Raw genomic sequence first — 17574 nt, forward strand, 5'->3', positions numbered from 1 at the left:
GGACAACCTGGGGATAACCGCCCCGACCCTGGGGACAACCGGTGGATAACCCGGACGGCCCACTGGTGGCCCGTCAATTGTCCACACCCTGTGGATAACCGTTGTGCACAAGTCCACAGGCACCTGACCTGCGCGGAAGAGCGTAGCGGCGACGAGCCTGTGGACGAATTCTGGATAACTCCGGGCTCCCCGGCCTGTGGACTGTGCGGAAGGGGCCCGTCCTGTGGACAACTGCCCTGCGCGCCCTCGGTTTTCGAATCACCGGTCAGTTGTTCGGCGCCGGCTGTGGACCGGTGGGACGTCCGTCGGTCGGATTCCTGCCCAGCCGCCACCGGCGACACACCTGTGGATGCGCGAAAAGGGCGTCAGGATCGCTCCTGACGCCCTTTTCGCGGCCCTGCCGGACCGGCGCTAGCTCTTGATGCGGTTGGTGAGTTCGGTGACCTGGTTGTAGATCGAGCGCCGCTCGGCCATCAGCGAGCGGATCTTGCGGTCCGCGTGCATCACCGTGGTGTGGTCGCGGCCGCCGAACTGCGCGCCGATCTTCGGCAGCGACAGGTCGGTGAGCTCCCGGCACAGGTACATGGCGATCTGACGGGCTGTCACCAGCACCCGGCTGCGCGAGGATCCGCAGAGGTCGTCCACGCCCAGGCCGAAGTACGCGGCGGTCTGCTGCATGATGACCTGCGCGGTGATCTCCGGCCCGGCGTCCTCGTCGCCGCCGGGGATCAGGTCCTTGAGGACGATCCCGGCCAACTCCAGGTCCACCGGCGCCCGGTTGAGGTTGGCGAAGGCGGTGACCCGGATCAGGGCGCCCTCCAACTCCCGGATGTTGCGGGTGATCCGGGACGCGATGAACTCCAACACGTCGGCGGGAGCGTTGAGTTGCTCCTGGATCGCCTTCTTGCGCAGGATCGCGATCCGGGTCTCCAGCTCCGGCGGGGTGACGTCGGTGATCAGCCCCCACTCGAAGCGGTTGCGCAGCCGGTCCTCCAGCGTGGTCAGCAGTTTGGGCGGCCGGTCCGAGGACAGCACGATCTGCTTGTTCGCGTTGTGGAGGGTGTTGAAGGTGTGGAAGAACTCCTCCTGGGTGGACTCCTTGCTCGCCAGGAACTGGATGTCGTCCACCAGCAGGATGTCCATGTCCCGGTAGCGGCGGCGGAAGGTGTCCGCCTTGCCGTCCCGGATCGAGTTGATGAACTCGTTGGTGAACTCCTCCGAGGACACGTACCGCACCCGGGTGCCCGGGAAGAGGCTGCGCGAGTAGTGCCCGATGGCGTGCAGCAGGTGGGTCTTGCCCAGCCCGGACTCGCCGTAGATGAAGAGCGGGTTGTACGCCTTGGCCGGGGCCTCGGCGACGGCCACCGCCGCCGCGTGCGCGAAGCGGTTGCTGGCGCCGATGACGAAGGTGTCGAACAGGTACTTGGGGTTCAGCCGGGCGGCCGGCTCGTCCTTGCGGGAGCCGCCGGCCGGGGGAGCGCCGGGCGGGGCGGGCACCCCGGGGACGGCGGGGCGCTCGGTCGGCGGCTCGGCGGCGGACTTCTCGGCCGGGCGGCCGCCGGTGGGCCGGGAGCCGTGCCCGCGGCGGCCGGCGCCGGCGCGGGGCTGCTCGCCGGGACCGGGACCGTAGGCGCCGCCGAAGAGGTCGCCCTGGGTGGTCGAGGGCGGGCTGGGGAGCGGCCGCGGGGCCTGGCGGGGCGAGGGGTCCTCGGGCTCGTGGTACGGCGCCTGCGGCTCCTGGAAGCCGGGCCAGGGCTGGGCCGGCTGGCCGCCGTAGTGCGCGGGGCGCTGCTCGTAGCCGCCGGTGTCGTAGCGGGGGCGCTCGTAGTCCTGCTCGTACGACTGCCGCTGGTAGTCCTGGCCGCCGTAGTCGGCGTCCTCCTTGACCGGGCCCGGGTAGGGCTCGGCGGGGGCCTGGGGGGCGGGCGCGGGGGTGGTCGGCACGGCGTTGGCGTCGACCATCACGGCGATCCGGACCGGGCGGCTGAGCTCGCGGCTGAGCGCGTCGGTCAGCTGCGGCAGCAGCCGGCCCTCCAGCACCTGCTTGGCCCGCTCGTTCGGGGTCGCCAGCAGGGCGGTGTCGTGCATCATCCACATCGGCTGGGTGCGCTGCACCCACTGCTTGTCCATCTCCCCGATATCGGGGTCGTTGACCAGCCGCTCGACGACCCGAGCCCAGACCGGGACGAGGTCGCTGTTGCCATCAGCCACTGGTGCACGCTTTCCAAGAACAAACCAGACAAGTCCTGCAACGGTAGTCAGCGAACAGGAACGGATCAAGTCGTTGTCCACAGGCTGTGGGTAAGCGGCCCCCGAACGACCGGTTTGACCCTCGTGCCCCGTCCCGCGTACCGTAACCAGGTCGAGTTGTCGATGGCCGCTGCCGCATGTCCGCGGGTCCACCCGCTTCCATAAGGCGCGCAGCACGGGCGCCGTGGATTGCCCAAGACCCCAGCCGAACTGGGGCGATGGGCCGGATTTCCGAAACATAGGGAGATCACGCGGACGCACGGTGACGGCCAAGCGACCCCCCGTCATCCTACGATTCACCTCAGGAGCCCCCGAGTGAGCAAGCGCACCTTCCAGCCGAACAACCGTCGTCGCGCGAAGACCCACGGTTTCCGTCTGCGTATGCGTACCCGCGCCGGCCGCGCCATCCTGGCTGCCCGCCGTGGCAAGGGTCGCGCCGCCCTGTCCGCCTGATCCGCACCAGAGTCTGTTGTGCTGCCCTCCGAGAATCGGCTGCGGCGGCGCCAGGACTTCGCGACCGCGGTGAAACGCGGTCGCCGGGCCGGCCGGCCCCTTCTGGTCGTCCATCTCAGCAGAGACGGTGACCCGCAGGGGCAGACCGACCGGACCAGCGACTCCCGCCCGCACGTCGCCGAGGGGACTCCTTCGGCGCGTGCGGGTTTCGTCGTGAGCAAGGCCGTTGGCCCGGCGGTCGTTCGCAATCTGGTCAAGCGCCGGTTGCGCCATCTCATCCGTGATCGTCTGTCCAGGCTGCCCGCCGGTAGCCTGATAGTGGTGCGTGCGCTGCCCCAGGCCGCGACCGCCTCGTACCAGGAACTCGAACGGGACCTGGACGCGGCGCTCAAGCGGTTGCTGCGGGTGGAGCCCGCCACGACGGCGCCGACGGGAGCAGGGCGATGAAGTACCTGCTGATGGGTCTGATCAGGGTCTACCAGTGGACCATCAGCCCACTGCTCGGTCCGGTCTGCCGTTACTACCCCTCCTGCTCGCACTACGGCTTCGAAGCCGTGAAGGTGCACGGGGCGGTGAAGGGCGGCGGGCTGACCGTCTGGCGCATCCTGCGGTGCAATCCCTGGTCGCCCGGCGGGGTGGACCACGTTCCGCCGCGCAAGCACCCGGTGTGGCATCGCCGGCTGCGTGATCTGCTGAGCCCCAAGAGCGGGACCGCCGAGCCGGAGCCGGTGGCGAAGCCCGATGTCCAAGGAGTCTGACCGGTGACCTTCGGTTTTCTGAGTCCCCTCTACACAGCGGTGTCCTGGATTATCGTCCAGTTCCACTCGCTGTACAGCAACGTCTTCAACCCGGACGGCGGCTGGGCCTGGGGGCTCGCCATCGCCTCCATGGTGGTCGTCATCCGGATCTGCCTGATCCCGCTCTTCGTGAAGCAGATCAAGGCGACCCGGGCCATGCAGGCGATCCAGCCGAAGATGAAGGCCATCCAGGAGCGCTACAAGAACGACAAGCAGCGCCAGTCCGAAGAGATGATGAAGCTGTACAAGGATGCGGGTACCAACCCGTTCTCCAGCTGCCTTCCCATCATCGTCCAGGCGCCGTTCTTCACCGCCCTCTACGGCGTGCTGTCCAACGTGGCCAAGGGCCACGACATCGGTGTGATCCACGGTCCCCTGCTGGTGAGCGCCGGCAAGGCGCACATCTTCGGCGCCCCGCTCTCCGCGACCTTCGTCAGCAGCCCCGAGACCAGCGTCAAGATCGTCACCGCGGTGATGATCATCATGATGTCGCTGTCGCAGTTCGTCACCCAGCGCCAGCTGATGACCAAGAACGTCGACCTCACGGTGAAGACGCCGTTCATGCAGCAGCAGAAGATGCTGATGTACGTCTTCCCGGTGATGTTCGCCGTGATGGGCATCAACTTCCCGGTCGGCGTCCTGGTCTACTGGCTGACCACCAACGTCTGGTCGATGGGCCAGCAGCTGGTCGTCATCCACAACAACCCGACCCCGGGCAGCAAGGCCTTCTCGGAGCGCCAGGCGCGGCTGAAGAAGGCCGGCCGACTGCGCGCGGACGGCACGGAGATCAAGGGCCCGCTCTGGGGCATGCTGCCCCCGTCCAAGACGGCCATCGCCGAGGCGGCCTCCGCCGCCACCGTGGTCGAGGACGCGGTCCGGGCCAACCGCCAGCAGCCCCGTCGCCAGACCAAGGCCCAGCGGCAGCAGGGCGGTACCACCCAGGCCGTCGAGGCGGGCGAGGACACTGCGGTCGAGGCGCCTGCCGAGGAGGCCGCGGCCAAGCCCGGCGGCACCAAGCAGGGCACCCGGCAGCAGCCCAAGCGCGGCGGCCAGCGGCCGAAGAAGAAGTCCTGACCGACTTCTGCGAAGAGCTTCGTTCCCCGCCCGCCAGCCGGGCCCATCCCCGAAGGAGTCCATCAGTGACGGAAGGCACCACCTCCGCCATCGAGGCCGAGGCCGCCGGCAGCGCCGACGAGAGCATCATCACCCGCCTGGAGCAGGAGGGTGACATCGCGGCGGACTACCTGGAGGGTCTGCTCGACATCGCGGACCTCGACGGTGACATCGACATGGACGTCGAGGGCGACCGCGCCCTGGTCTCCATCGTCAGCGACGGCAACGACCGCGCGCTGCAGCGCCTGGTCGGCCAGGACGGCGAGGTGCTGGAGGCCCTGCAGGAACTGACCCGGTTGGCTGTCCACCGGGAGACCGGCGAGCGCAGCCGTCTCATGCTGGACATTGCCGGCTTCCGGGCCCGCAAGCGCGAGGAGCTGGCGGTCCTGGGCGCCGAGGCCGCGGAGCAGGCCAAGAGCAGCGGCGAGCAGGTCAAGCTGCGGCCGATGACGCCCTTCGAGCGCAAGGTCGTCCACGACGCGGTCGCGGCCGCCGGTCTGCGCAGCGAGTCGGAGGGCGAAGAGCCCCAGCGGTGCGTGGTCGTGCTGCCGGCCTGAGGCCGACGGACCGACGACCGGTCGCCGCGGCGGCCGGTGAGCCTTGCCTGACGCGACCCCGTCCGCCTCGTGCGGGCGGGGTCGTTGTTCCTTCTGGGATGTTTCACGTGAAACAGTGCGTTGAGCGGGTCGGTGGATCCGGAGATCGGAGAGGTCGAGATGGACACGGAGAGCGCGGCCACCGGCCGTCCGGGGGCGGACGTGAACCCTGACGCCGAGCAGCGGACCGAGGCGCCCGAGGCACCGGAGACGCCCGAACTGGACGTGCTGGCCGAGGCGCCGGCCGCCGCCCGGGTGGTCTTCGGCGACCGCTTCGACGCCGCCGTCCGCTACACCGAGCTGCTGGCCACCGCGGGGGTCCGGCGCGGCCTGATCGGGCCCCGCGAGGTGCCCCGGCTGTGGGACCGCCACGTCCTCAACTGCGCGGTGCTGGCCGAGCTGCTGCCGGCCGGCTCCACCCTCTGCGACGTCGGCTCCGGCGCGGGCCTGCCCGGCATCCCGGTGGCGCTGGCCCGTCCGGACGTCTCGGTGACCCTGCTGGAGCCGCTGCTGCGCCGGACCACCTTCCTGGAGGAGGTCGTCCGGGAGCTGGCCTTGGAGAACGTCACGGTGCTGCGCGGCCGGGCCGAGGAGATGGTCGGCAAGCTCGCGGTGGACGTGGTGACCGCCCGGGCGGTGGCGCCGCTGGACCGACTGGCCGGCTGGGGCATGCCGCTGCTGCGCCCGCACGGGCAGATGCTGGCGCTCAAGGGCGACAGTGCGGAGCAGGAGCTGGCCGACTCGCGCGCCGGGCTGGCCAAGCTGGGCGCCGTCGAGTGGTCCGTGATCTCGGTCGGTGAGGGCACCCTGGAGACCTCGACCCGGGTGGTCCAGGTCAAGGCGGGGGAGAGCCCCGGCGGGGTGAAGGCCGCGACCCGACGGGCCAAGATGGCCCGGGCCGGGCGCAACGCCGGTGCCAAGCCGGGCCAGGCCGGTGCCCGGGGTACGCGGCGCCGCAGCCGCTGACCCCGGCCCGCACGACGCCTGACGGGCGGACGGTTCCCCTTCTCGACGGGGGAGCCGTCCGCCCGTCGTCGTTCAGGTGACCGATCGGCCTCCGGCGGGAAACCGGAGTGTCGCAACGTCAGATTTCCGGCATAGCGGGCATGGTGTTTCACGTGAAACGTCGCTCCCTGCTCTCCGGAATCCTTGGTCGTGGTCGGGCGGCGACTGTTGCCGCTCCGGTTTCACGTGAAACACTGAGCCCCATGCAGGACTCGGAGACCATCGACCAGATCGATGACACGCCCATCGCGCGGGCTGCCCAGGCTGCGGTTCAGGCGATCGGCCGAGCGGGGGAGGGGCTGCCCCGGCCCGCGGCCACCCGGGTGATCGTGGTCGCCAACCAGAAGGGTGGGGTGGGCAAGACCACCACCACCGTGAACATGGCCGCTTCGCTGGCCATGCACGGGCTGCGCGTCCTGGTGGTCGACCTCGACCCGCAGGGCAACGCGTCCACCGCTCTCGGCATCGACCACCACGCCGAGGTGCCGTCCATCTACGACGTCCTGGTCGAGGGCAAGCCCCTGGCCGACGTGGTCCAGCCGGTCGTGGACGTGGAGGGGCTCTTCTGCGTCCCCGCCACCATCGACCTGGCCGGCGCCGAGATCGAGCTGGTGTCGCTGGTGGCCCGAGAGAGCCGGCTGCAGCGGGCCATCGCCGCCTACGAGCAGCCGCTGGACTACATCCTGATCGACTGTCCGCCCTCGCTGGGCCTGCTGACGGTCAACGCCCTGGTGGCCGGGCAGGAGGTGCTGATCCCGATCCAGTGCGAGTACTACGCGTTGGAGGGCCTCGGCCAGCTGCTGCGCAACGTCGATCTGGTGCGCGCCCACCTCAACTCCTCGCTGCACGTCTCGACCATCCTGCTCACCATGTACGACGCCCGGACCCGGCTGGCCGCGCAGGTCGCCGAGGAGGTCCGGACACACTTCCAGAACGAGGTGCTGAGCACGGCGATCCCGCGTTCGGTGCGCATCTCGGAGGCGCCCAGCTACGGGCAGACGGTACTGACCTACGACCCGGGTTCGACCGGGGCGCTCTCGTACCTGGAGGCCGCCCGCGAGCTCGCGCTGCGCGCGGTGGGCCAGGGCGGCGGCTCGCTGGTGGGTCAGCAGCGGGACGGCAGCGGTACGGGGCACGGCGCCCCGATGGCACAGCACGGTACGACGGAGGGTCATCAGTGAGTGGTCGCAGCAGGGGTCTGGGACGAGGGATCGGGGCGCTGATCGGCCCCGCCGCGCCGGCTGACGGCGGGTCGGCGCAGCCCGCCGCGGCCCCGTCCGCGCCGACCTCGGTGGTGGCGACCGGCACGACGTCGCCGGCCTCGGTGCCGGTGCTGCCGGGTGGTCGCGGCACGGTGGCGGCCCGGATCGCGGGGTTGAAGCGGGCCGAGCAGCTGCAGCCGGTCCCCGGTGCCTCCTTCGCCGAGCTGCCGGTGGACGCGATCACCCCCAACCCACGTCAGCCGCGCGACGTGTTCGACCCGGACAAGCTGGAGCAGCTGGTCAACTCCATCAAGGAGGTGGGCCTGCTCCAGCCGATCGTGGTGCGTCAGGTCGAGGCCGAGCGCTACGAGCTGATCATGGGTGAGCGCCGCTGGCGGGCCTCCCGGGAGGCCGGGCTGGAGCGGATCCCGGCGATCGTCCGGGCCACCGAGGACGACAAGCTGCTGCTGGACGCCCTCCTGGAGAACCTGCACCGGGCCGAGCTGAACCCGCTGGAGGAGGCCGCCGCCTACGACCAGCTGCTGCGCGACTTCTCCTGCACCCACGAGGAGCTGGCCGACCGGGTCGGCCGCTCGCGCGAGCACGTCTCCAACACGCTGCGGCTGATGAAGCTCACGCCGTCTGTCCAGCGCCGGCTGGTGGCCGGAACGATCATGGCGGGGCACGCCCGGGCCCTGCTCGGCGTGCCGGACGCCGAGGACCAGGAGCGGCTGGCCGCGCGGATCATCGCGGAGGGTCTCACGGTGCGCAACATCGAGGAGATCGTCAAGGTGATGCGGCTGGAGCAGAAGCCCAAGCGCCAGACGCCGAAGGCGGGCAAGATCATCTCCCCGGCCTTCAACGACCTGGCGAGCCGGCTGTCGGACCGCTTCGACACCCGGGTCAAGGTCGAGGTGTCCCAGCGCGGCGGCAAGCTCGGCAAGGGCAAGGTGGTGCTGGAGTTCGGTTCGGTGGAGGACCTCAACCGGATCCTGGACAGCATGGCTCCGGGCGAGGACGGTCTGCGGCTGTCGCAGGGCTAGGCCCTGTCCGGCCGATCTCGCCGGTCCACCGGATCGAGGGCAACGACCCGATGGGTGCATGTGCCACGTGAGCGCCGTTTCACGTGAAACATGCACCCATCGGCGTTCGTGGGGGAATGCTCGACCGTGAGAGGGAGGAGGAGGGAGGGCCATGGGACGCCGGATCGCTCCGCTGACGTTGGACAACCTCGTGGACCTGCCGACGGGCTGCCGCTCCTGCGTGTTCTGGGAGCTGGACCCGGTCAGCGGGAAGGAGGCGGTGGAGTCGGGGAAGCCGGAGCTGGAGAAGGAGGGGTGGATCTCTGCGGTGCTGCTGGAGTGGGGGTCCTGCGGACGGATCGCCTACGTGGACGACCAGCCCGCCGGTTTCGTGCTGTACGCGCCGCCCGCCTACGTACCCCGCTCGCAGTCCTTCCCGACCAGCCCGGTCTCACCGGACGCCGTGCAGTTGATGGTCAGCCGGGTGCTGCCGGGCTACCAGCGCCAGGGGCTGGGCCGGGTGCTGGTGCAGGCCGTGGCCAAGGACCTGCTGGGGCGTGGGGTGCGGGCGATCGAGGCCTTCGGCTCGGCGGGCCGGGTGCCGACCAGCTGCGTGCTGCCGGCCGACCACCTGCTCGCGGTCGGCTTCAAGACCGTCCGGCCGCATCCGCGCTACCCGAGGCTGCGGCTGGAGGCGCGGACCACGCTGACCTGGCGGGAGGACGTGGAGGGGGCGCTGGAGCGGCTGCTCGGCGGCGGGCGCAAGGAGCCCGCGCTGCGGCCGTTCTGAGCGGGGCCGCGGCACCGACCCCGGATGCACGACGGCGGCGGTGCTCCCCCGTCGGGGAGCCCCGCCGCCGTTCGGCCGCCGACCGGACGGGACCTAGATCAGGCCGTCCAGCTCGCGCAGCAGCGCGGCCTTCGGACGGGCACCGGTGATCTGCTTCACCGGCTGGCCGCCCTTGTACAGGATCAGGGTCGGGATCGAGATGACGTTGTACTCGGCGGCGGTCGCCTGGTTGGCGTCCACGTCGAGCTTGGCGATGGTCAGCTTGTCGCCCTGCTCGGCCGCGATCTCCTCCAGGACCGGGGCGACCTGGCGGCACGGGCCGCACCAGGTGGCCCAGAAGTCGACCAGGACGGGCTTGTCGCTCTCCAGGACGTCGGACTTGAACGTCGCGTCGGTAACGGTGGTGGTGGCGCCGGCCACGGGAACTCCTCGGGTTCGGACGGAGGGGGCTGCTGCCAGGTGAACAACGGGCGGGCCCGTTCTGTTTCTGCCTGGCCGGGGCGGGGGCGTTTCACGTGGAACACCCCCGCGGGGTTCGGTCGGTGGCGGGGAGGTCAGACCGCCACGGCGGCGGTCTTGTGCTCCGCGTCGTCCAGCGCGGCCAGGTAGCGCTCGGCGTCCAGCGCGGCGGAGCAGCCGGTGCCGGAGGCGGTGATCGCCTGGCGGTAGGTGTGGTCGACGACGTCGCCGGCGCCGAACACGCCCTCGATGTTGGTCCGGGTCGAGGGGGACTCGACCTTCAGGTAACCCTCGGCGTCGAGCTCCAGCTGGCCCTTGAAGAGGTCGGTACGCGGGTCGTGGCCGATCGCGATGAACAGGCCGGTGACCGCCAGCTCGCGGGTCTCGCCGGTGGTGGTGTCGCGCAGGGTGACGCCGGTCAGCTTCGGGTCGCCGTGGATGGCCTCGACCGCGCTGTCCCACTCGAAGCGGATCTTCGGGTCGGCGAAGGCGCGCTCCTGCATCGCCTTGGAGGCGCGCAGGCTGTCCCGGCGGTGGATGATCGTGACGCTCTTGGCGAAGCGGGAGAGGAAGGTCGCCTCCTCCAGGGCGGTGTCGCCGCCGCCGACCACCGCGATGTCCTGGTCGCGGAAGAAGAAGCCGTCGCAGGTCGCGCACCAGGAGACGCCGCGGCCGGAGAGCTTGTCCTCGTTCGGCAGACCGAGCTTGCGGTGCTGGGAGCCGGTGGTCACGATCACGGCCCGGGCCCGGTGCACATTGCCCTCGGAGTCGGTGACGGTCTTGATGTCACCGCTGAGGTCGACCGAGACGATGTCGTCCGGAATCAGCTCGGCGCCGAAGCGCTCGGCCTGCGCCCGCATGTTGTCCATCAGCTCGGGGCCCATGATGCCGTCCCGGAAGCCGGGGAAGTTCTCCACCTCGGTGGTGTTCATCAGCGCACCACCGGCGGTGACGGCTCCCTCGAAGACCAGCGGCTTGAGGGAGGCACGGGCCGTGTAGAGCGCGGCCGTGTACCCGGCCGGGCCGGAACCGATGATGATCACGTTACGGACGTCGCTCACTGCTTCTCCTGGTTCGCATCGCGACCCGCGTTTGCTGCGGGGAGGGCGGTCCTGCTCCGCCGCCCGGGACAACGACTGACCAGTCTCTCGCATTCCCAGGCGGATCAGTACCAGGCGCCCGGACTCCGGAAGCGGCGTGGCGTCCTGGTCGTCGATCGCATGGGAACGGCCGGTCAGTGGCCGGGGACGGTCCGGTGCAGCAGGACCGGGCCGCAGTCGGGGGAGCGCAGGTAGACGTCCACGAAATCGGGTCGGCCGGGTGTCGGGTAGACCAGGACCTCGACCGGGGAGCCCAGGTAGCTGCCCCGGTCGGTGGCCAGCGGAGTGCCCGGGGCGGGGGCCTGGCAGCCGGCCGACGGGGCGCTGGGGGAGGCCGTGGGGGAGCCCGGACCGGAGAGCTCCGGGCGGGCGCCGTCGACCGGGGCGGCGTCGGACTTGGCCGGGCCGGTGGCGCGCAGCCCGGGCTCGGTGCGGGCCAGCAGCTGCTGGACCTGTGCGGCGAGCCGGTCCTCCTGGTAGACGGTGCCGGGGCCCGCCGACTGCGGGGTGCGGGCGTTCGGGGCCCCGACGGCGGCGGAGGCGCCGGTGGCGGCCGAGACCGCGGCGGAGCCGGAGCTGTCGGACCGGTTCAGCAGCAGGGCCCCGCCGAGGCCGACGGCGGCCAGCGCGGCGGCGGCGCCGAGCAGCAGGGCGAACCGTCGGCGGCGGGGCCGGGGCCGACCGGGTCCGGAGGCCGCGGCGGGGCGGGACGGCGGCGCGGACGGGGCAGCGGGCGCGGACGGCCCGGAGGGGGCCGGGGCGCTCCGGACGGGCGTGGCCCGGGCCGGGCGCGGGCGCTCCCGGCCCTCCTCGGTGCGGTCTTCGGTGCGGTCCTCGGTGTGGCTCTCGGCGCGGCTCTCCTCGGCGGCGAGGGCGGCCCCGGCCAGGGCGGCGTCCAGCCGGGCGGCGACGTCGGCGGGCATCGGCTCGGGCTCGACGGTGCCGAGCAGCGCCTGCACCCCGGCCAGGGCGTCGACGGTCTCGCGGCACTCGGCGCAGCCGTCCAGGTGCCGGTGCAGCGCCCGGGCGGCCTCGGCGGGCTCGACCAGGCCCTCGGCGAGGTCGGCCAGCTCATCGACCGAAGGGTGGCCGCGGTGGGGATCGTGGCTGTGGTCGGGGTCGGGGGAGGAGAGGTGGGCGGTCATCGCGTGCTCGCGTCTCCTTCCAACATCGTGCGGCCGGTGCTCGGGCCCGTCCCTGTGACGGTGCGGGGGCCCGTCGGGTTCCCCTGGGCGTCGCGGTGCGGTGGTGGCGCCCCGCCGGACGCGCCGGTCGGCGAGCCCGGGGCCCCGCGTCCGGGCGTCCCGCGCCGCGGTGTTTCACGTGAAACGTTCCGTCCGTCGCCCGCCTCGCCGTCCGCCTCGCGCAGGTGCCGGACCAGCGGGAGCAGCCGGGCCCGGCCGCGCGCGCAGCGGCTCTTCACCGTGCCGACCGGTACGCCCAGCAGCTCTGCGGCCTCGGCGACCGGGTAGCCCTGCATGTCGACCAGGACCAGGGCGGCCCGCTGCTCGACGGGCAGTTCGGCGAGCGCGGCCGCGAGCTCCCGGTTCAGTTCGGCCCGGACCACCGGGGAGTCGGCCGGTTCGGCGGTGCCGACCAGTCCGTCCAGCCGCTGCGGGTCCTCGTCCAGCGGGGTGGTGCGCCGGGTGGCGCTGCGCCGGGCGCGGTCCAGGCAGGCGTTGACCACGATCCGGTGCAGCCAGGTGGTGACCGCCGAGCGGCCCTGGAAGCCGGCTGCGGCGCGGAAGGCGGAGACCAGGGCGTCCTGGAGCGCGTCGGCGGCCTCCTCGCGGTCGCCCAGGGTGCGCAGCGCGACGGCCCAGAGCCGGTCGCGGTGGCGGTTCACCAGGAGGCCGAAGGCGTCCGGATCGCCGGCGACGTGCCGGGCGAGCAACGCCGCGTCGTCGTCCGCCACTGTCACCCCTTGTCGCCGTCGTCCGTCGTCCGCCGAGTGCGGGCGCGGTCAGCCGAAGACCTTCACCTCGTTGACCACCCCGCGGTAACCGCTGCCCCCCGTATCCTTCGGCAGGCTGGTCAGCCAGATCAAGACGTAACGCGTGTTCGTCGGGCTGCTCAGGGTGAAGTCGACGTTGCTGCCGGACTGCTTGTCCAGCACGTTGAAGGACTCCGGCTGGGCGCCCTGGGGGTTGGCGGCGGCCTGGGCGTTCGGCACCCGCAGCTCGGCCGTGTGGGTGCCGGTGAACAGGACGTTCACCGAGCTCACCGACTGGACCGAGCCGAGGTCGATGAGCAGGCCGGTGCCGTCCTTGAACGGCGGCTTGGGGCCGAAGGGGTCGTTGTAGGTCTTGGTCACCCAGGAGGTGTTCGGGTCGCCGTCGAAGACCTTCGGGAGCAGCCAGACCGACTCCGGGGAGTCGCCCCGCGGGTTGTAGGAGAAGGCTTCCTTGATCTGGATCGGCACCGGGGTGTGCGCCGTCGGGTGCGCGCTCGGCGCGCTGGAGCTGACCGAGGGCTGGGGGTTGGCGACGGCCTGCCCGCTGTTGCGCAGGGTGCCGACGAACTGCCAGGAGGCGACACCGATCGCGCCCAGCGCGACCGTCCAGGCGGTGGCCTTGACCACCCGGCGCAGTCGGCGCTTGGTGCGCCGGGCGGCGGTCGGCCGGGAGGAGGCCGGCAGCGGGGCGACCGCCGGGTCGGCCACCCGGGTGGGGTTGGGCGCGGTGGGCAGGGCGTGGGTGTTGTGCCGGGGCGGGGCCTGGAAGACCGGCAGCTCCGGCTCGGGCTGGCGGATCCGGGGCATGGCCGCGATCGCCCGGACCAGCTCCTCCGGGGTGGTGATCGGCTCGGCGTGGTGCGGCGGGTGGTCGAACAGGGCGCGCGCGGCGAGCTCGGACAGGCCCTTGTGGACGCCCGCGCGGACCTGGTCCGGTGCGGCGTTCTGCAGGTCCTTGGGCAGGCCCTTGAGGTCGTAGCGGTCCTCGGGGTACGGCCAGCGGTGGGTGAGGGCGGCGAACAGCAGGGCGCCGATCGCCCGGGTGTCGGTGCGCTGGGCGTCCTCGGTGGAGTCCTCCGGGGGCAGTCCGCGCAGGGCCGCGTCCACCGCGATGCCGTTGATCCGGTACTGGCCGCTGTCGGTGCGCAGCACGCAGCGCGGGGTGAGTCGCAGGTGGGCCTGGCCGCGGCGGTGGGCGGCGGCCACCGCGTCGGCGACCTGGCGGACCATCTGGTACGCCTCGTGCGGCTCCATCGGGCCGTTCGCGAGCAGCTTGGCGAGGTCGGAGGCGTGCGGCAGCCACTCCCGCACGACGAAGACCAGCTCGCTCTCCTGGACGGCGTCCAGCACCTGGACGAACCGCGGGTCGCCGAGCAGGGCCGCGGACTTGGCGGCGGCCAGCACCTTGCGGGCGCGCTGGTGGCCGGAGGCCATCAGGTGGACGCCGACGGCCCGGCGCAGCTTCTCGTCGACGGCGCGCCAGCTGCTGAAGGTGTCGGTCTGGGAGATGCACTCCTCCAGCCGGTACCGGTTGCCGATCCGGTCGCCGCTGTGCCGCATCGGGGCGGGGAGGGTGCGCGGGAGGGTGGCGGTGTCGCGGGGGTCGACCGTGGGCTGCGGGTCGGTCGGGCGGCGCTTGTCGGACGCGGCCTCCGGGGCGGGGGCGGCCTTTTTGCCGGTCTTCTTCCCGGCGGAGCCGGCCGCCAGCTCGGCGGCGATCTCCTGGACCGAGAGCGGGGCGGTGATCTCCGAGGTCTCCTCGCCGACGGGGGACTCCGGGGCCGGGTCCGGCGCCGCGGGAGCGTCCTCGTCGGCCTCCTCGTCGGCGGCTGCGGAGGCGGCCTCGGGAGAGTCTGCGGGAGAGTCCGTGGAGGGGGCGTCGGCGGAGCCCGCCGGGGCGGTCCCGCCGCCCCCGAGCTCGTCGATCGCCGCGGCCAGCGCGGCCTCGTCCGCCGCCGCGTCAGCTGCCGACGTGTCGACGACCGCCTTGGTGCCATCAGCCACCGTGGTCCTGCCTCCCCTTGTGTCGCCCCGGCCTGAGAGAGTCGCTGGAGCGCGCGGATAGGCCGCCCTGTGCTCCAGGACAATTGTGCCCACTCTTCTCCACCGGGTACGACCGCTGAGGGGTCCGCTCGGTTGCACGGGGGTGGAGAGATGTGGTGCAGATCCGACACCGGGCCGCCACCTGGCGGTCCGGGCGGTTCCCGGCCGCGGGTGGCGGCCCAGAATTCGGCCGGACGGGCGGGGACGGTGTCCGCCCCGGTTGACGCCCGGTCAGGGCGTCCGTCCGTCCGGCCGGTTGTCGGTAAGGTCAGCGGCCCAGTCGGCCGCGGACCATGCCCAGCATGGCGTTCAGCTCCTCGATCCGCAGGCGCTTCGCGATCAGCACGAACACCAGCAGCTGGAGGCCGCCGGCCAGGACCACCGACAGCACGCTGCCCGTCCAGCCGTCGAGCACCTGCTGGACCGCCAGGCTGACGCCGAGGCCGACCACCGCGGCCGGGACGCAGGCGGCGGCCAGCCGGCTGTAGGTCTTGCCGATCCGCTTGGTGTCCAGCCCGCCGATCCGCTTCTTCAGCTTGGGCAGCGCGACCGTCACCCCGACGGCGTAGGCCAGACCGTAGCCGAAGGCCATCCCGGTCACGACCCACTGGGAGGGCAGCGCGACCCAGCAGACCAGCGAGAAGCCGGCCTGGCAGACCGCCACCCAGACGGTGTTGGAGAACGGCGTCCGGGTGTCCTCGTAGGCGTAGAAGCCGCGCAGCATCACGTACTGGGCCGAGTACGGGATCAGCCCGAGCGCGAAGGCCGAGAGCATCAGGCCGAGGTTGGTCGCGTTGTCCAGCGCCGTGCCGCCGCCGCCGACCGCGTAGATCGAGCGGCCGATCGCCGGGCCGAGCGCCAGGAACAGGAAGGCCGCCGGGACGACCGCCACCGCGGTGGTGCGCAGCCCGTACGACAGGTCGTCGCGGACCGCGCCGGCGTCCTCGTCGGCCGCCGCCCGAGAGAGCCGGGGGAGCACCGCGCTCATGATCGAGACGGTGATGACGGCCTGCGGGAGCTGCCAGATCAGCAGGGCGTTGGAGAACGCGGCGAGGCCGACGCCCTGGTGGCCGGTCTTCTCGGCGGCGTTGCCGGCGGCGGTGGCCAGCTGGGTGATGACCAGGTAGCCGGCCTGGTTGGCGAGCACGAAGAAGAAGGTCCACTTGGCCAGCCGGGCGGCCTTGCCCAGGCCGTGGCCGCGCCAGTCGAAGCGCGGCTTGAAGCGGAACTCGGCCGCCCGCAGGTAGGGGATCATCGCCAGGGACTGGACCGCGAGGCCGATCAGGGTGCCGAGGCCCAGCAGCCGGATGCCCTCGGGGCTGATGGTCCCGGGGCTCACCCCGGTGCTGCCGAAGCCGCCGTAGACCCAGATGTACGCGCTGAAGGTGAAGATCACCACGACGTTGTTGAGGACCGGGGTCCACATCATCGCGCCGAACCGGCCACGGGCGTTGAGGATCTGGCCCATCACCACGTGGATGCCCATGAAGAAGATGGTCGGCAGGCAGTACCGGGCCAGTGCCACCGTGGTGTCCGCGCGGGACGGGTCGGTCATCATCTCGTGCGAGATGAGCTGCACCAGCAGCGGTGCCACGGCCACGGTGAGGACCACCACCGCGCCGAGCCCGACCATCACCAGGGTGAGCAGCCGGCTGGCGTAGGCGGTGCCGCCGTCCTCGTCGTTCTTCATGCTGCGCACCAGCTGCGGCACGAAGACCGCGTTCAGCGCGCCGCCGCCGATCAGGATGTACAGCAGGGTCGGCAGGGTGTTCGCCGCGTTGTAGGAGTCACCCATGACCGAGATGCCGATCGCGCCGGCGATGACCATGGTGCGCAGGAAGCCGGTGCCGCGGGAGACCAGGGTGCCGGCCGCCATGATCGCGCTGGAGTTCAGCAGGCTGGCGACCTTGCCGCCACCACCGGTGGCCGGGGCGGCCTCGGGCGCGGCCGCCGACTGGGCGGCGTGCTCCTCGGCGAGGTCCGCCAGCGGCTCGACCGCCGGGGGCACCGCCACGGCGGCCACCTGCATGGTGGCCTCGTCCTCGGAGAGCGGCGGGTCGAACTCGATCGGCGGCACGAAGGGGCGCTGCCCGTCCGGGCCGCCGTACTGCGGCTGACCCGGGTAGCCGCCGACCGGCGGGTACGGCGCGGGGGCGCCCGGCGGCACCGGGCCGGCCGGGGGCACCGGCGCGACCGGCTGGACCGGCTGGACCGGGGCGGGCTGGGGCACCGGCGGCTGGGCCGCAGCCTCGGCCGGACGGCCGCCGAACAGCGCGTCCACGCCGACGTACTCGGTGGTCTCGGTGTCCCAGGTGGAGTGCGCCGGGCCCGGCTCCCACTGCGGCTGGGGCTGCGCCCACGGGCCGGGGGCCGGCCCGGGACCGGGGGGCGGGGCGGCCTGCTGCGGCCAGCCCGCCTGCATCGGGGTGTCCCAGCCGGGCTGCACCGGGGGAACCGGGGGCGAGAACGGCGTGGACGGCACCGGCGTCGGGTAGCCGCCGCCCTGCGGCGGCAGCTGCGGCGGCACGTCGTACGCGGTGACCGGCGGCGCCGCGGCGGGCCGCCCGGTCTGGAGGCCGTACGGGTCCTGGCCGTCCTGCGCGGGCCCGTACGCCTCGGCGGCGTACGGGTCCTGGGCGTAGGTGTCGGCCACGTACCAGTCGCCGGACGGCGACTCGGCGCCCGGCCGGCTCTCACCGCGGCCCGGCGGCCGCTCCTCGCTGCGCCCGGTCATGTCACCTCTTCGCTGTCGTGGGGGGTGGCCGGCCCGGCGTTGCGGGGGGTCGGCGG

16 protein-coding genes are annotated in these 17574 nt (G+C 72.4%); 9 read left to right on the forward strand and 7 right to left on the reverse strand.

Annotated elements, in window-relative coordinates:
* Positions 1-411: 411 nt before the first annotated feature.
* The gene (gene dnaA, locus ABTZ03_RS27100) at positions 412-2211 is read right to left on the reverse strand and encodes a chromosomal replication initiator protein DnaA (RefSeq protein ID WP_350515685.1); all 1800 of its coding nucleotides are present in this window, start codon (positions 2209-2211) and stop codon (positions 412-414) included.
* A 354-nt stretch (positions 2212-2565) separates the two neighbouring features.
* On the opposite strand from dnaA, the gene rpmH reads away from it, so the two are divergent.
* The 9 genes from rpmH (at position 2566) to ABTZ03_RS27145 (ending at position 9228) form a co-directional block, all read left to right on the forward strand.
* The gene (gene rpmH / locus ABTZ03_RS27105; protein WP_031067783.1) at positions 2566-2703 is read left to right on the forward strand and encodes a 50S ribosomal protein L34; all 138 of its coding nucleotides are present in this window, start codon (positions 2566-2568) and stop codon (positions 2701-2703) included.
* 18 nt (positions 2704-2721) lie between these two features.
* Positions 2722-3150: a ribonuclease P protein component gene (gene rnpA, locus ABTZ03_RS27110; RefSeq protein WP_350515686.1), complete on the forward strand. Its 429-nt coding sequence runs from the start codon at positions 2722-2724 to the stop codon at positions 3148-3150.
* Positions 3147-3461, forward strand: a complete 315-nt coding sequence (gene yidD, locus ABTZ03_RS27115; RefSeq protein WP_350515687.1) for a membrane protein insertion efficiency factor YidD — start codon at positions 3147-3149, stop codon at positions 3459-3461. The genes rnpA and yidD overlap by 4 nt, the downstream gene beginning before the upstream one ends.
* Positions 3462-3464: 3 nt before the next feature.
* Positions 3465-4574 (forward strand): membrane protein insertase YidC, encoded by a 1110-nt coding sequence (gene yidC, locus ABTZ03_RS27120; protein WP_350515688.1) that lies wholly within the window; start codon positions 3465-3467, stop codon positions 4572-4574.
* A 65-nt stretch (positions 4575-4639) separates the two neighbouring features.
* Positions 4640-5170, forward strand: a complete 531-nt coding sequence (locus ABTZ03_RS27125; RefSeq protein WP_350515689.1) for a Jag family protein — start codon at positions 4640-4642, stop codon at positions 5168-5170.
* 159 nt (positions 5171-5329) lie between these two features.
* Positions 5330-6175, forward strand: a complete 846-nt coding sequence (gene rsmG, locus ABTZ03_RS27130; protein ID WP_350515690.1) for a 16S rRNA (guanine(527)-N(7))-methyltransferase RsmG — start codon at positions 5330-5332, stop codon at positions 6173-6175.
* 269 nt (positions 6176-6444) lie between these two features.
* On the forward strand, positions 6445-7395 hold the full coding sequence (locus tag ABTZ03_RS27135) for a ParA family protein (protein ID WP_350515726.1): 951 nt from the start codon (positions 6445-6447) through the stop codon (positions 7393-7395).
* Positions 7392-8459 carry a ParB/RepB/Spo0J family partition protein gene (locus ABTZ03_RS27140; RefSeq protein WP_350515691.1) on the forward strand — a complete coding sequence of 356 codons (1068 nt, stop codon included), beginning with the start codon at positions 7392-7394 and terminating at the stop codon, positions 8457-8459. Before ABTZ03_RS27135 ends, ABTZ03_RS27140 begins: the two co-directional genes overlap by 4 nt.
* A 151-nt stretch (positions 8460-8610) precedes the next feature.
* The gene (locus ABTZ03_RS27145) at positions 8611-9228 is read left to right on the forward strand and encodes a GNAT family N-acetyltransferase (protein ID WP_350515692.1); all 618 of its coding nucleotides are present in this window, start codon (positions 8611-8613) and stop codon (positions 9226-9228) included.
* Between the two features lie 93 nt (positions 9229-9321).
* Here ABTZ03_RS27145 and trxA read toward each other — a convergent pair whose 3' ends face one another.
* From trxA to murJ, 6 genes are all read right to left on the reverse strand, one after another.
* Positions 9322-9648, reverse strand: a complete 327-nt coding sequence (gene trxA / locus ABTZ03_RS27150; protein ID WP_350515693.1) for a thioredoxin — start codon at positions 9646-9648, stop codon at positions 9322-9324.
* A gap of 134 nt (positions 9649-9782) precedes the next feature.
* On the reverse strand, positions 9783-10748 hold the full coding sequence (gene trxB / locus ABTZ03_RS27155; protein ID WP_350515694.1) for a thioredoxin-disulfide reductase: 966 nt from the start codon (positions 10746-10748) through the stop codon (positions 9783-9785).
* A gap of 173 nt (positions 10749-10921) precedes the next feature.
* Positions 10922-11932: an RsmA family anti-sigma factor gene (locus tag ABTZ03_RS27160; protein WP_350515695.1), complete on the reverse strand. Its 1011-nt coding sequence runs from the start codon at positions 11930-11932 to the stop codon at positions 10922-10924.
* Positions 11929-12702: an RNA polymerase sigma factor SigM gene (sigM, locus tag ABTZ03_RS27165; protein ID WP_400928416.1), complete on the reverse strand. Its 774-nt coding sequence runs from the start codon at positions 12700-12702 to the stop codon at positions 11929-11931. The genes ABTZ03_RS27160 and sigM overlap by 4 nt, the downstream gene beginning before the upstream one ends.
* A 48-nt stretch (positions 12703-12750) precedes the next feature.
* Complete coding sequence (locus ABTZ03_RS27170; RefSeq protein ID WP_350515697.1) at positions 12751-14745, reverse strand: protein kinase family protein; 1995 nt, start codon at positions 14743-14745, stop codon at positions 12751-12753.
* Between the two features lie 307 nt (positions 14746-15052).
* On the reverse strand, positions 15053-17518 hold the full coding sequence (gene murJ, locus ABTZ03_RS27175; RefSeq protein ID WP_350515698.1) for a murein biosynthesis integral membrane protein MurJ: 2466 nt from the start codon (positions 17516-17518) through the stop codon (positions 15053-15055).
* Between the last annotated feature and the right edge of the window lie 56 nt (positions 17519-17574).

It is taken from the genome of Kitasatospora sp. NPDC096077, assembly GCF_040303245.1.
GTDB lineage: Bacteria > Actinomycetota > Actinomycetes > Streptomycetales > Streptomycetaceae > Kitasatospora.